At 59.8% G+C, this 14428-nt stretch carries 13 protein-coding genes and 1 pseudogene; all 14 read right to left on the bottom strand.

The genetic code is table 11. The features are described from left to right. Positions 1-46 precede the first annotated feature (46 nt). Positions 47-1231 (bottom strand): annotated as a pseudogene (locus ACQKQA_RS26905) (PHP domain-containing protein); the annotation flags it as partial. Positions 1232-1443: 212 nt separating this feature from the next. Further along, complete coding sequence (rnhB, locus tag ACQKQA_RS26900) at positions 1444-2076, bottom strand: ribonuclease HII (protein ID WP_427564160.1); 633 nt, start codon at positions 2074-2076, stop codon at positions 1444-1446. 11 nt (positions 2077-2087) lie between these two features. Further along, the gene (gene lpxB, locus ACQKQA_RS26895) at positions 2088-3218 is read right to left on the bottom strand and encodes a lipid-A-disaccharide synthase (protein WP_427564158.1); all 1131 of its coding nucleotides are present in this window, start codon (positions 3216-3218) and stop codon (positions 2088-2090) included. 2 nt (positions 3219-3220) lie between these two features. After that, positions 3221-3997, bottom strand: a complete 777-nt coding sequence (lpxA, locus tag ACQKQA_RS26890; protein ID WP_427564156.1) for an acyl-ACP--UDP-N-acetylglucosamine O-acyltransferase — start codon at positions 3995-3997, stop codon at positions 3221-3223. Beyond that, entirely contained in the window at positions 3994-4434 is a 441-nt protein-coding gene (gene fabZ, locus ACQKQA_RS26885; protein WP_007924058.1) for a 3-hydroxyacyl-ACP dehydratase FabZ, read from the bottom strand. The genes lpxA and fabZ overlap by 4 nt, the downstream gene beginning before the upstream one ends. A 109-nt stretch (positions 4435-4543) precedes the next feature. Then, the gene (gene lpxD, locus ACQKQA_RS26880) at positions 4544-5599 is read right to left on the bottom strand and encodes a UDP-3-O-(3-hydroxymyristoyl)glucosamine N-acyltransferase (RefSeq protein WP_427564153.1); all 1056 of its coding nucleotides are present in this window, start codon (positions 5597-5599) and stop codon (positions 4544-4546) included. A gap of 3 nt (positions 5600-5602) precedes the next feature. After that, the gene (locus ACQKQA_RS26875; RefSeq protein WP_007924063.1) at positions 5603-6106 is read right to left on the bottom strand and encodes an OmpH family outer membrane protein; all 504 of its coding nucleotides are present in this window, start codon (positions 6104-6106) and stop codon (positions 5603-5605) included. A gap of 45 nt (positions 6107-6151) precedes the next feature. Continuing rightward, on the bottom strand, positions 6152-8500 hold the full coding sequence (gene bamA / locus ACQKQA_RS26870; protein ID WP_427564152.1) for an outer membrane protein assembly factor BamA: 2349 nt from the start codon (positions 8498-8500) through the stop codon (positions 6152-6154). Between the two features lie 109 nt (positions 8501-8609). Further along, on the bottom strand, positions 8610-9962 hold the full coding sequence (rseP, locus tag ACQKQA_RS26865; protein ID WP_427564151.1) for a sigma E protease regulator RseP: 1353 nt from the start codon (positions 9960-9962) through the stop codon (positions 8610-8612). 54 nt (positions 9963-10016) lie between these two features. Further along, positions 10017-11207 (bottom strand): 1-deoxy-D-xylulose-5-phosphate reductoisomerase, encoded by a 1191-nt coding sequence (gene ispC / locus ACQKQA_RS26860; RefSeq protein WP_427564150.1) that lies wholly within the window; start codon positions 11205-11207, stop codon positions 10017-10019. Beyond that, entirely contained in the window at positions 11204-12010 is an 807-nt protein-coding gene (locus ACQKQA_RS26855) for a phosphatidate cytidylyltransferase (protein ID WP_427564149.1), read from the bottom strand. The genes ispC and ACQKQA_RS26855 overlap by 4 nt, the downstream gene beginning before the upstream one ends. After that, positions 12010-12765, bottom strand: a complete 756-nt coding sequence (gene uppS, locus ACQKQA_RS26850; RefSeq protein WP_427564148.1) for a polyprenyl diphosphate synthase — start codon at positions 12763-12765, stop codon at positions 12010-12012. The genes ACQKQA_RS26855 and uppS overlap by 1 nt, the downstream gene beginning before the upstream one ends. A 16-nt stretch (positions 12766-12781) precedes the next feature. Beyond that, a complete protein-coding gene (frr, locus tag ACQKQA_RS26845; RefSeq protein ID WP_427564147.1) occupies positions 12782-13339 on the bottom strand; it encodes a ribosome recycling factor in 558 nt (185 codons plus the stop codon). Further along, positions 13336-14079 (bottom strand): UMP kinase, encoded by a 744-nt coding sequence (gene pyrH, locus ACQKQA_RS26840; RefSeq protein WP_427564145.1) that lies wholly within the window; start codon positions 14077-14079, stop codon positions 13336-13338. The genes frr and pyrH overlap by 4 nt, the downstream gene beginning before the upstream one ends. Positions 14080-14428: the final 349 nt, after the last annotated feature.

The following is a 14428-nucleotide window of genomic DNA, read 5'->3' as shown; positions in this document are numbered from 1 at the left end:
CCCTGCTCAAGTCGACGTCGTAGTCGTGGTTGTAATCGCGTTACTGGTTGAGGATTCCTACGAAATGCAGGTCATATTCCAGCGGGTCGAGGTCGGTGATCTTCTGCACATAGGCCACCAGGGACCCGGCACCCGACCCCCGGCCAGGACCAACCGGCACGCCGTTGTTCTTGGCCCACTGGATAAAGTCCATAACGATCAGGAAGTAACCGGGGAACCCCATCTGGATGATGATATCCAGCTCGAAATTCAGGCGGTCGACATACACCTGGCGCTTGGCGTCGTAATCCTCGGTGGTGTCCTTGGGCAGCAATACCGCAAGACGCTCCTCCAGGCCCTCGAAGGACACCTGGCGGAAGTACTCATCGATGGTCATGCCATCGGGAATCGGAAAGTTGGGCAGGAAGTGCTTGCCCAGCTTCACGTCGATATTGCAGCGTTTGGCGATCTCGACGGTGTTTTCCAGGGCCTCGGGCAGGTCGCTGAACAGCTCGGCCATTTCCTCGGCGCTTTTCAGGTACTGCTGGTCGCTGTAGTTCTTCGAGCGGCGTGGGTCATCGAGGGCGCGGCCCTCGCCGATGCATACCCGGGTTTCATGGGCCTCGAAGTCTTCAGGCTTGATGAACCGCACGTCGTTGGTCGCCACCAGAGGCGCACCCAGCTTGTCCGCCAGGGCCACGGCACCGTGCAGCTGCTCTTCGTCGTTGGGCCGGCTGGTCCGCTGCACTTCCAGATAGAAGCGATCCGGGAACACCGCCATCCACTCACGGGCCAGGTTCTCCGCCTCCGGCAGATCGCCGGCGATCAGCGCCATGCCGATCTCGCCCTCTTTGGCGGCCGACAGCATGATCAGGCCTTCGGCGGCCTCGACCACCCACTCGCGCTCGATGATGATCTGGCCGTTGCGCTGGCCTTCGATAAAGCCCCGGGAAATCAGCTCGGTCAGGTTGCGATAGCCCTGAGGGTTCATCACCAGCAGGCTGATACGGCTCAATGGGCCTTCAGGGTCTTTGTTCGGCAACCACAGGTCGGCGCCACAGATCGGCTTGATGCCGGTGCCCATGGCCGCCTTGTAGAACTTGACCAGGGAACACATGTTGTTCTGGTCGGTCACCGCCACTGCGGGCATGCCCATGCCGGCCAACGTCTTGACCAGCGGCTTGATCCGCACCAGACCGTCAACCAGGGAATATTCAGTGTGCAGGCGTAGATGAACGAATGAAGCCGGCATAGTGATCCTGTAAGAAAGCGCGAAAACAACAAGGCCCGGAAATCCGGCGGTTTAAAGGGGCCGAGCTTGGTAATACTGCGTTGAACAGCGGCTCAAAATGCTCATTGACTAACGTCAACTGCGCTTTATCGCCACTGTTCGCCTTATCTTACCGTTGCTCTTCACCCTTTAAAGCAGCCGGATTGTACCGGGCCTTGGCTAAAACATCAGCCTCAGGGCTGAATCTCGCCCGCACTCTCACGGGCTTCGTAGGCTTGGCGTACCGGGGCGAACGAGCGCCGGTGAATCGGCGTCGGCCCCAGGCGGGCCAGGGCTTCCAGATGAACGGGCGTCGGATAGCCCTTGTGTCCGCCAATGCCGTAGCCGGGGTAGATCAGCTCGAACGCCGCCATCTCGCGGTCGCGGCTGACCTTGGCCAGGATCGACGCGGCGGCGATCGCCGGAACCTTGCTATCGCCCTTCACCACCGCTTCGGCGGGCATCGCCAGTTTCGGGCAACGGTTACCGTCGATCATCGCCAGCTTCGGGGTCACGCTCAGCCCTTCCACTGCACGCTGCATGGCCAGCATCGTGGCATGCAGGATGTTCAATTCGTCGATTTCCTCGACTTCGGCGCGGGCGATGCACCAGCTCAGGGCTTTTTCGCATATTTCGTCATAAAGCTTTTCGCGACGGGCCTCGGTGAGCTTCTTCGAGTCGTTCAGCCCGAGAATCGGCCGCTTCGGATCGAGAATGACCGCCGCCGTGACCACCGCACCGCACAGCGGGCCGCGACCTACTTCGTCGACACCGGCGACCAGGTCTTCGGCATCGGCCACCAGCGAGAAATCCAGCCCCATCTGCATCTTTTCGTTACTCATGCCGGTTTGCCAATCAGGTTCAACACCGCATCGGCCGCCTGGTTGGAGGCATCCCGGCGCAAGGTGCGATGGATCTCGTCAAATCCGCGGGTCTGCTCCTGCCCATCCTCGATCAACGGCGACAGGGTCTGGGCCAGGGCCTCGGCGGTAGCGTCGTCCTGCAGCAGCTCGGGAACCAGCAAGCGCTGGGCCAGCAGGTTCGGCAGTGAGATATAGGGGCTCTTGACCATGCGCTTGAGAATCCAGAAGGTCAGCGGCGCCAGGCGATAGGCAACCACCATCGGGCGCTTGTACAGCAGCGCCTCGAGGGTCGCGGTGCCGGACGCGATCAATACCGCATCACATGCCGCCAGGGCCTGATGGGACTGACCGTTGAGCAGGGTCAACGGCAGGTCACGACCGGCCAGCAATTCTTCCAGCTGAGCGCGCCGCTCGGGACTCGCGCAGGGCATGACAAAACGCACCCCTGGGCGCAGGGCCCGCAGGCGCTGCGCCGCATCGAGGAACAACGCCCCCAGGCGCCCGACTTCACCGCCACGGCTGCCCGGCATCAAGGCCACCAGCGGGCCATCGGGCAGGCCGAGTTCAGCACGTGCCGCGGCCCGATCCGCTTCCAGAGGGATGGCATCGGCCAGGGAGTGCCCGACGAACCGCACCGGCACGCCCTTCTCTTCATAGAATCGGGCTTCGAACGGAAACAGCGTCAGCATCAGGTCGCAACCTTCGCGAATCTTCAGCACACGCTTTTGCCGCCAGGCCCAGACCGAAGGACTGACGTAATGCACGGTCTTGATACCGGCCTGACGCAGCTTGAGCTCGATGTTCAGGTTGAAATCAGGGGCATCGATGCCGATGAACACATCCGGTTTCTCGGCGATCAGGGTCTGAACCAGCTTTTTACGGCGGGCCAGCAGTTCACGCAGACGCCCCAGGACCTCCACCAGGCCCATGACCGCCAGGCGCTCCATCGGGAAGTAGGAGGTCAGGCCTTCGGCCTGCATCAGCGGGCCACCGACGCCGATAAACTCGACAGCAGGATGCTGGGCCTTGAGCGCGCGCATCAAACCGGCGCCAAGAATGTCGCCGGAAGCTTCGCCAGCCACCAGCGCAATACGCAGTTTGCTCATGATTAACGGGTGATGCCGCGAGTCGAAGACTGGATCGAGTCACGAAATACCGCGACTTCGGGAAACTCTGTAGCCGCCTCTGCCAGTTCGGCGAGCGCCTGTTCGACGGTCAGCCCCTGGCGATACACCACTTTGTAGGCACGGCGCAGGGCATGAATCGCGTCTTCGCTGAAACCACGACGGCGCATGCCCTCGAAGTTCATGCTGCGCGCCTCGGCCGGGTTGCCGAACACGGTGACAAAGGCCGGGACATCCTTGCCGATCGCCGTGCCCATACCGGAAAAGCTGTGGGCACCGATATGGCAATACTGATGAACCAGAGTGAAACCGGACAGGATGGCCCAGTCGTCCACATGTACATGGCCGGCCAACGCCGTGTTGTTGACCAGGATGCAATGGTTGCCGATCACGCTGTCATGACCGATATGGGCATAGGCCATGATCAGGTTGTGATCGCCTAGGGTGGTCTCGGAACGATCCTGGATGGTGCCACGATGGATGGTCACGCCTTCGCGGATGACGTTGTGGTCACCAATCACCAGGCGGGTTTCCTCGCCCTTGTACTTCAGATCGGGAGTGTCTTCGCCTACCGAGGAGAACTGGTAGATACGATTGTGCTTACCGATCCGGGTCGGGCCCTTGAGAATCACATGCGGCCCGATCACCGTACCCTCGCCGATTTCCACACCGGCGCCAACGATCGACCACGGGCCAACCTCAACGTCGTCGGCCAGAACGGCCGTCGGATCGATGATTGCGCGAGGGTCAATCAAACTCATAGTTTGCGTTCCGCACAGATGATTTCAGCGGAGCAGACTGGCTTGCCGTCGACCGAAGCCTGGCACTCGAATTTCCAGATCTGGCGCTTGCAGCTGATGAACTTGGCTTCCAGGATCAACTGGTCGCCCGGCAGCACCGGCTGGCGGAAGCGCAGCTTGTCGGAACCGACGAAGTAATAGAGGGTGCCATCGGCCGGCTTCACGTCCAGCATCTTGAAACCAAGGATGCCCGCGGCCTGAGCCATGGCTTCGATGATCAGTACGCCAGGCATGATTGGATGCGCCGGGAAGTGACCATTGAAGAAGGGCTCGTTGATGCTGACATTCTTGTAGGCACGAATGCACTTGCCCTCAACATCCAGGTCCACTACCCGGTCCACCAGCAGGAACGGGTAACGGTGAGGCAGGTATTCGCGAATCTCGTTGATGTCCATCATTTCGGGGGGAAGCCTGTAGTAAAGATTGGGAGCGCGCGACTGGCACGCACTCCTCTAGCAAATCAAGGAGGCAGTCTAACGGCTGTGCACACTTGATATGGAAATGGTATCAGCCATCTGATGAAGCTTTACCGTCGGGGGTCACGTCCCCTACGCGCTTTTCCAGTTGTCGCAGGCGCCGCGCAAGATCATCGAGCTGGCGGATGCGTGCCGCGCTTTTGCGCCACTCGGCAGCTGGCTGCATGGCTGTACCGGAAGAGTAGGAACCCGGCTCGGTAATCGAATGGGTCACCATGGTCATCCCGGTCAGGAAAACGTTGTCGCAAATATCGATGTGGCCAACCAGCCCAACGCCGCCGGCAAGCATGCAATGCTTGCCGATCTTGGTGCTGCCGGAAATACCGACACAAGCGGCCATGGCGGTGTGATCACCGACCTGGACGTTGTGGGCGATCTGAATCTGGTTATCCAGCTTCACACCGTTGCCAATCACGGTATCGGCCAGTGCGCCGCGATCGATAGCGGTATTCACGCCGATCTCGACATCGTCGCCAATGGTGACGCCACCGATCTGTGCAATCTTCTGCCAGATGCCCTTCTCGTTGGCGAAACCGAAACCTTCGCCTCCCAGTACCGCACCCGACTGAATGACCACACGCTTGCCGATGCGCACGTCGTGATAAAGGGTCACGCGCGGAGCCAACCAGCCACCCTCGCCGATCTGGCAACGAGCGCCGATAAAGCAATGAGCACCGATCGAAACACCCGCGGCGATTTGCGCACCGCTTTCGATAACCGCAAACGCACCAATACTGGCAGTCCCATCGACCCGGGCATCCTCGGCGATCACCGCAGTCGGATGAATACCGGCTGGCGCTTTGGGCTTGGGATCGAACAGGTGGGAAATCCGCGCATACGACAGGTAGGGATCGGCCACTACCAGGGCATCACCGGCATAACCTTCGGCATCCGCCGCCTTCAGCAGCACGGCACCGGCCTGACTATCAGCCAGATACTTGCGGTATTGGGGATTTGCCAAAAAGCTCAACTGAGCTGGGCCAGCCTCCTGCAAGGTGGCCAGCCCAGTGATTTCTTTCTCCGCGGAACCACGCAGGGTGGCTCCGAGGAACTCGGCCAGCTGGCCGAGCTTTATAGTCGCTGTCATGGATTACTTCAGCTGATTCATGCGCTCGATAACCTGGCGAGTGATGTCGTACTGAGGCTTGACATCAATCACTGCGCCGCGCTCGAACACCAGGTCAAAACCACCTTTCTTGATGACTTCTTCCACGGCGCTGTCGAGTTTCGGCTTCAGTTGCTTGAGCATTTCACGATCGGCAACGGCCTTGGCTTCGTTCAGTTCCTTGGACTGGAACTGGAAGTCACGGGCCTTCTGCTTGAATTCGAGCTCCAGGCGCTCACGCTCGCCCTGCTGCATCTTGTCGCCACCGGCAACCAGACGATCCTGAATGCCCTTGGCACTGCTTTCCAGGGTTTTCAGCTTGTTCAACTGCGGGCCGAACTTCTTCTCGGCATCCACTGCGTACTTCTTCGCCGCATCGGATTCCAGCAGCGCCATCTGATAGTTCAGTACGGCGATTTTCATGTCAGCGAACGCCGGACCTGCTACCAGGACAGTCGCCAGGAGAACCAATTGAGTCAACTTACGCACGATGCACTCCTACAAAATCCATTGTCGTTATCTTGGGTCAGGTTATTAGAAGGTCTGACCGAGGGAGAATTGGAACACCTGGGTATCAGCGTCGTCAGGTTTCTTGACCGGCATTGCCAGAGCAAAACTCAGCGGACCCAGTGCGGTTACCCAGGTCACGCCTACACCCACGGAACTGGCCAGATTGCTCAGGCTGATGTCGTTACACTGAGTGTTGGACGGCGTACCGTTGGTGTTGATGGTCTTCTCGCACTTGGAGTCGAATACGTTACCCACGTCCCAGAACACGGAAGTCCGCAGCGAACGCTGGTCCTTGACGAACGGCATCGGGAACAACACCTCGACACCACCCTGGATCAGCACGTTGCCACCGAACGGCAGCGGATCCTGGTCCGGGTCAGCGATCGTACCGGCGTTGCCTGTCCTATCCACACCACGGCTTGGAGTACTGCGAGGTCCCAGAGTGCTGTCCTTGAAACCACGCACCGAGTTGAAACCACCAGCATAGTAGTTTTCATAGAACGGCAAGCCATCGGTCGAACCATAACCGTCGCCATAACCCAACTCGGTGTGTAGGCGCATGGTGTAGGTGTCGGTCAGCGGCTGGAACAGCTGGCCACGATAGTCGAGCTTGAAGAACGACAGGTCGCTACCTGGAGTGGTGGCTTCCAGTACCAGGCTCTGGGAGTGGCCACGGGTCGCCAGCACACCTTTGTTCAGGGTCGATTCGGACCAGCCGGCCGAAGCCTTGAAGTTCAGGTAGTTGTCGCCTTCACGGTTAACGAAGTCGAAGATCTCGTCGACGGTATAACGGCCGGTCTTGATCTTGTCTTGCTGCGCGGTCAGACCGAAGGTCAGGCGCGAAGTCTCGCTGATCGGGTAGCCCACGCTAACGCCGGCACCCAGGCTGTCTACCGCATAGCTCGCCACATCGACATCGAGATCTTTGTAGTCAGTGGTGCGATAGAACGCGTTGTAACCCAGGCTCACACCATCGGCGGTCCAGTAGGGGTCGACATAACCGAAGTTGTAGCGGCTCTGGTATTCGCTGCGGGTCAGACCGATGCTGACCTTGTTACCAGTACCGAGGAAGTTGTTCTGAGTGATCGAACCACCCAGGATCAGACCGGCGCTCTGGGCGAAACCGACGCTGGCGGTGATCGAACCGGAAGCCTGTTCTTCAACGGCGTAGTTGACGTCGACCTGGTCGTCGACACCTGGCACGGCCGGGGTTTCAACGTTGACTTCCTTGAAGAAGCCCAGGCGTTCCAGACGGGTCTTGGACTGGTCGATCAGGTAGGTCGAAGCCCAGCCACCTTCCATCTGACGCATTTCACGACGGAGCACTTCGTCTTCGGACTTGGTGTTACCACGGAAGTTGATGCGGTTTACGTAGGCACGCTTACCGGGATCGACCACGAAGGTGATATCGACCGTGTGATCGTCGTCATGGGGCTGTGGAACACCATTGACGTTGGCGAAGGTATAACCTTCGTTACCCAGGCGGCGGGTAATCAATTCGGAAGTGGTGGTCATCAGCTTGCGCGAGAACACCTGGCCCTTCTCGACCAGCAGCAGCGACTTGACCTGGTCTTCAGGCACTTTCAGGTCACCGCTGAGCTTCACGTCACGAACGCTGTACTTCTCGCCTTCGTTGACGTTCACAGTGATATAGACGTGTTTCTTGTCCGGAGTGATGGACACCTGGGTCGAAGCGATATCCATGTTGATATAGCCACGATCCAGGTAGTAGGAACGCAGGCGCTCCAAGTCACCGGACAGCTTCTCACGGGCGTACTTGTCGTCGTTCTTGAAGAACGACAGCCAGTTGGTGGTCTTGAGTTCGAACAGGTCGATCAGGTCTTCGTCCGGGAATACGGTGTTACCCACGACGTTGATGTGCTGAATGGCAGCTACGGTGCCTTCATTGATATTGACCTTGAGCGCCACACGGTTGCGCGGCTGCGGGACCACTTCGGTATCGACGGTGGCCGAGTAACGGCCTTGAGCTACATATTGGCGTTGCAGCTCGTTACGGACACCTTCGAGGGTCGCACGCTGGAAGATTTCGCCTTCTGCCAGGCCGGACTGCTTGAGGCCTTTCATCAGGTCTTCAGTGGAAATCGCCTTGTTGCCTTCGATTTCGATACTGGCGACGGACGGGCGCTCGACTACCGTAATGACCAGGACATTGCCATCGCGGCCCAGCTGGATATCTTGAAAGAACCCGGTTTTGAACAGCGCACGAGTGGATTCCACCAGGCGACGATCGTCCGCCTGCTCACCGACGTTCAACGGCAAGGCACCAAAGACACTACCCGCGGAGACCCGCTGGAGGCCATTGACGCGAATATCAGAGATAGTGAAGGACTCGGCGTGAACTTCGGCGATCATCAATACGGAGAAAACCGCAGCAGCAGACGTTTCATGAAGTCCTTTCTTATTCCAACTGGCAATAAAGAAACTGCCGCAAAATGCGGCAGATTCGCAATTCAGCGAAGCGTTACAGACGACCCAGATCGTTGACCAAGGCTAGCAACATCACCCCAACCACTAGACTGATACCGATCTGTATCCCCCAGCCTTGCACCCGATCCGACAAGGGACGACCACGCGCCCACTCGATCAGATAAAACAACAGATGCCCCCCATCCAATACAGGAATGGGCAGCAAATTCAGAACCCCCAGGCTAATACTCAGATAAGCAAGGAAATTCAGGAAATCAGCAACGCCCGACTGGGCAGAAGCGCCCGCCACTTTAGCAATGGTTATCGGTCCACTCAAGTTTTTTACCGAGAGCTCGCCGAACAACATTTTCTTCAGTGAATCGAGGGTCAGCACGCTCATGGTCCAGGTGCGTCGGGCACCTTCGCCAATAGCAGCCAGCGGACCGTAACTGACTTCACGCAGCATTTCCGGCGGCCAGTCGACCGCCTTCACACCTGCCCCCAGATAGCCACTGGCGACTTTCTCTTTGCCACGTGCGGCCAGGGTCACCGGGACGTCGATTTGAGCACCGTCGCGCTCGATGCGCAGCACAATTTTGGTATCAGGACGTACACGCACCCAGTCGACCACCTGCTGCCAGTCAGTCAGCGCCTGACCATCCAGCGCCAGCAACCGATCGCCGGTTTTAAGGCCCGCCGCCTGGGCCGGGCCTTTCGGGTCGAGCTCAGCCAGGACGGGCGCGAGCGCCGGGCGCCAGGGGCGAATCCCCAGGGAGCGGATAGGATCGGGTTCCTCGGCCCCCTTGAGCCAGTTGTCGAGCACCAGCGCCCGAGGCGAATCGACAGACGAACCCTGCTCACGCACCAGCAACTGCAAGGTGCCGCTTTCGCCCAGGCGGCGAACCAGCTGCAGGTTGACCGCCGCCCAGCCCTGGGTCGGCTCGCCATCGATTGCAACAATTTCCTGACCGGAACCCAGGCCAGCCTTGGCGGCAAGGCTTCCCACCTCGACGCTGCCAATGACCGGGCGCACCTGCTGGGTACCGAGCATCGCCAGGCCCCAGAAGAACACCAGGGCCAACAGGAAGTTGGCAACGGGCCCGGCAGCAACGATAGCAATACGCTGGCGCACCGACTTGCGATTGAATGACTGGTCGAGCTGGTCGGCTGGCACTTCGCCTTCGCGCTCGTCGAGCATCTTCACGTAGCCACCCAGGGGAATGGCGGCGACCACGAACTCGGTGCCCAGGCGGTCGTGCCAGCGCAGCAACGGCATGCCGAAGCCCACGGAGAAGCGCAGAACCTTGACACCGCAACGGCGCGCCACCCAGAAGTGACCGAATTCATGGAAGGTGACCAGCACGCCCAGGGCGATCAGGGTGCCGACAATCATATAGAGCGCGCTCATCTACTTTCTCCGCATTCCTATCCAGTGCCGATACGCCCAGGCTTGTCGCAACCGCTACCGTCCGTTGCGACCCAGCCACTGTTCAGCCAGGGCACGGGCTTTGGCGTCCGCCGCGAACACGGCGCTCAGTTCATCGACTGCGACCACCGGTTCAAGGCTTAAGACTTCCTCGATGATACTCGCGATCTCGGGGTAGCGGATGCGCCGTTCGAGAAACGCCGCGACAGCCACTTCGTTGGCCGCATTCAACATCGCCGGCGCGCTGTTGCCCGCCTCGGCGGCCTGGCGCGCCAGGCGCAGGCAAGGGAAACGTTCTTCGTCAGGCGCCTGGAAGTCCAGGCGTGCCACGGCAAACAGATCCAGCGGAGGCACACCGGAGTCGATCCGCTCCGGCCAGGCCAGGGCGTTGGCGATCGGTGTGCGCATATCCGGGTTACCCAGTTGCGCCAATACCGAACCGTCCACATAGTCGACCAGCGAGTGAATCACGCTTTGCGGATGAATCACCACCTCGACCTGAGCCGGCCTGGCATCGAACAACCAGCAGGCCTCGATCAGCTCGAGCCCCTTGTTCATCATGCTGGCCGAATCGACGGAGATCTTGCGCCCCATGGACCAGTTGGGATGGGCACACGCCTGTTCGGGCGTTACCTGCTCCAGCTCGGCCAGCGGAGTTTGCCGGAACGGACCACCGGAGGCGGTCAGCAAAATGCGCCTCACCCCTACATTGCTCAAGCCACGGGAGAAGTCCGAGGGCATGCACTGGAAGATGGCATTGTGCTCACTGTCGATCGGCAGCAGCACCGAACCGCTCTTGCCCACCGCCTGCATGAACAACGCACCGGACATGACCAGTGCTTCTTTATTGGCTAGCAGGATCTTCTTGCCCGCCTCGACGGCAGCCAGGGTCGGGCGCAGGCCCGCGGCGCCTACGATGGCCGCCATGACCGCGTCGACTTCGGGGGCCGACGCTACCTCGCACAAGCCCTCCTCGCCCACCAGCACGCGAGTGCGCGAACCGGCGTTGCGCAAATCGTCCTGCAGACTGCGTGCGGCAGCGATATGCGGGACGACGGCAAAACGGGGAGCGTGACGAATGCACAGCGCCAGCAACTCGGCCAGGCGACTGAAACCACTCAGGGCGAAGACCTGATAACGCTCCGGATGACGGGCAATGACATCCAGCGTGCTCAGGCCAATGGAGCCGGTGGCCCCGAGAACGGTAATCTGCTGTGGGCGGCTCACAATGCAGCCATCCACAACAGCACGGCAAATACCGGAATGGCAGCGGTCAGGCTGTCGATACGATCGAGCACACCGCCATGCCCCGGCAGCAGGTTACTGCTGTCCTTGATTCCCGACTGGCGCTTGAACATGCTTTCAGTGAGGTCGCCCACCACCGAAATGAAGACCACGATAGCCGCCCCCAGCAAACCCAGGATGATCTGCCCGAAGGACCAGCCTGCAACCAGGCCGACCACCGCGGTGATCACCAGGCTCAGCAGCAGGCCGCCGTACACCCCTTCCCAACTCTTGCCCGGGCTGACCTGGGGCGCCAGCTTGCGCTTGCCGAATGCCTTGCCGGAAAAGTAGGCGCCAATGTCCGCGCCCCAGACCAGCACCATCACCGCCATGATCAACCAGTTGCCCAAAGGCTGCTGCTTGATGAAGACCAGGCCTTGCCAGGCCGGCAGCAGGATCAGCAGGCCGATCACCAGCTTGGCCGCAGCACCGGCCCAATGCTCGCTGGTGCGCGGATAAGTCAGCACCAGGAACGTCGCCAGCCCCCACCAGAGCACCGCCGCGCCAAGCACCCAAGGCGCGATACCGGGCAACAGGTGCATCAGGAACAACAGCACAGCAACCACTACCGCATAGGCAATACGGGGCGGCTGAGCCTCGAAACCCGCCAGGCGCGCCCATTCCCAGGCCCCCAGGGTCACCACCAGCCCGATAAACAGGGCGAAGGCAGAACCTTCGAGCAGGAAAAAACCGCACAAAGCGATCGGCAGCAGGATCAGCGCAGTAATGATTCGTTGTTTGAGCATTAAACCCGGGCTCCAGCCTCGACCTGCTCGCTCGTTTTACCGAAGCGCCGCTGGCGAGAAGCGTAATCGGCCAGCGCAGCACGCATGGCATCGTGTTTGAAGTCCGGCCAGAACAGGTCGGAGAAGTACAGCTCGGCGTAAGCCAGCTGCCAGAGCAGGAAGTTGCTGATGCGATGCTCGCCCCCCGTGCGGATGCACAGGTCCGGCAACGGCAGATCGCCGGTCGCCAGGCAGGTTTGCAGCAGACCGGGAGTGATGTCTTCGGGACGCAGATGCCCCGCCTGAACTTCCCGCGCCAGACGCTGGGCAGCCTGGGCGATATCCCACTGACCACCATAGTTGGCGGCGATCTGCAGAATGAAGCGATCGCTGCCCGCTGTCATGGCTTCCGCTTCGCGCATCGCCGCCTGCAACTCGGGATGGAAACGCGAACGATCGCCAATGATACGCAGGCTGATGTTGTTCTCGTTAAGGCGCTTGGCCTCACGACGCAAGGCCTTGAAGAACAGATCCATCAAGGCACTGACTTCATCGGCCGGCCGCTGCCAGTTTTCACTGGAGAAGGCGAACAGGGTCAGCACCTCGACCTTGGCCTCGGCACACACCTCGATGACTGCACGAACAGCGTCGACACCCGCTTTATGCCCGGCGACACCCGGCATAAAGCGTTTTTTTGCCCAGCGATTGTTCCCGTCCATGATGATCGCAACATGGCGCGGCACAGAAGACGGTACAGACTGCTTGGTCTTGTCCATGAAAACGTCCTGACCCTTATACGGCCATCAGGTCCTTTTCTTTTTCTTCGGTCGCCTTGGCGATCTGAGCTTCGAACTCTTTGATCAGCTTGTCGATTTCGGCACCACCACGGCGCTCTTCGTCTTCACTGATGGCCTTGTCCTTGGTCAACTTTTTCAACTCACCCAAGGCATCGCGACGAATGTTGCGTACCGCAACACGAGCGTCTTCAGCAGCGGCACGCGCCTGCTTGGTGAAGCCCTTGCGGGTTTCTTCAGTCAGCGGCGCCATTTTGATCAGCAGCAGCTCACCCAGGTTGGTCGGATTGAGGTTCAAGCCGGCACTGCCGATGGCCTTGTCGATCGCCCCCAGCATGTTGCGCTCGAACGGTACGACCTGCAGGGTCTGAGAGTCTTTGACCGTCACGTTGGCGACACTGCTCAACGGAGTGTCGGCGCCATAGTAAGGCACCATCACGCTGCCCAGGATGCTTGGGTGCGCCTTGCCGGTACGGATCTGGCCGAACGCATGGGCCAGGGACTCCAGGCTCTTCTTCATGCGCTCCTGGGCGTCTTTCTTGATTTCGTTGATCATTGTTCGCCTTCCTCGATCAGGGTTCCTTCAGCGCCACCATGCACGATGTTCAGCAGAGCGCCGGGCTTGTTCATGTTAAATACGCGCAACGGCATCTTATGGTCGCGGCACAGGCAGATAGCCGTCAGATCCATGACACCCAGCTTGCGATCCAGCACTTCATCGTAAGTCAGATGATCGAACTTCTCGGCATGCGGGTCTTTGAATGGGTCTGCGGTGTACACGCCGTCAACCTTGGTTGCCTTGAGCACTACGTCGGCATCGATCTCGATCGCCCGCAAGCAGGCCGCGGAGTCGGTCGTGAAGAACGGGTTGCCGGTACCGGCAGCGAAGATCACCACTTCCTTGGAGTTCAGATGACGCATCGCCTTGCGACGGTCATAGTGATCGGTCACGCCCACCATGGAAATGGCCGACATGACGATGGCCGAGATATTCGCACGTTCCAGCGCGTCGCGCATGGCCAGGCCGTTCATCACAGTGGCCAGCATGCCCATGTGGTCGCCTGTCACCCGATCCATGCCGGCTGCGCTGAGCGCCGCACCACGGAACAGGTTGCCACCGCCGATGACCAGGCCGACCTGAACACCGATACCCACCAACTGGCCAACTTCGAGCGCCATGCGGTCCAGTACCTTAGGGTCGATCCCGAACTCTTCCGAGCCCATCAGGGCCTCGCCGCTAAGCTTGAGTAGAATGCGTTTATAGCGAGCTTGATAACTACTGCCCTGCTGAGCCATTGCGAATCTCTCCTGCGGCGTATTTTAAAAATTCTCTGCAAGCTGTTTGCAGCCTGCGTTCACTCTAGCTTGACGCTGTCACAGCGCCATCAGAACACGACTTTGTAAGCCGGTTCCGAAAGCAGCCCATTAAATTGGCTGCCCCATTTGAAAAGAGGCTGCGCGCGTGAGCGGGCAGCCTCTTTCGGCGACAGTTGAAAAACCGTCTTACTGCTTGGCGGCAGCCAGCTGGGCAGCAACTTCTTCAGCAAAGTTGTCGACCGGCTTCTCGATGCCTTCGCCTACTTTGAAGTAGCAGTCGGCCCTGCGAAGAACTGGCCGACGGCATCCACCCCTTTAAGGGTACTGG

Origin of the sequence: Pseudomonas sp. NPDC089530 (assembly GCF_050280705.1) — a bacterium.
GTDB lineage: Bacteria > Pseudomonadota > Gammaproteobacteria > Pseudomonadales > Pseudomonadaceae > Aquipseudomonas.
The sequence above is the reverse complement of the archived record's forward strand: the minus strand, read 5'-3'. Positions and strand labels throughout refer to the sequence as shown.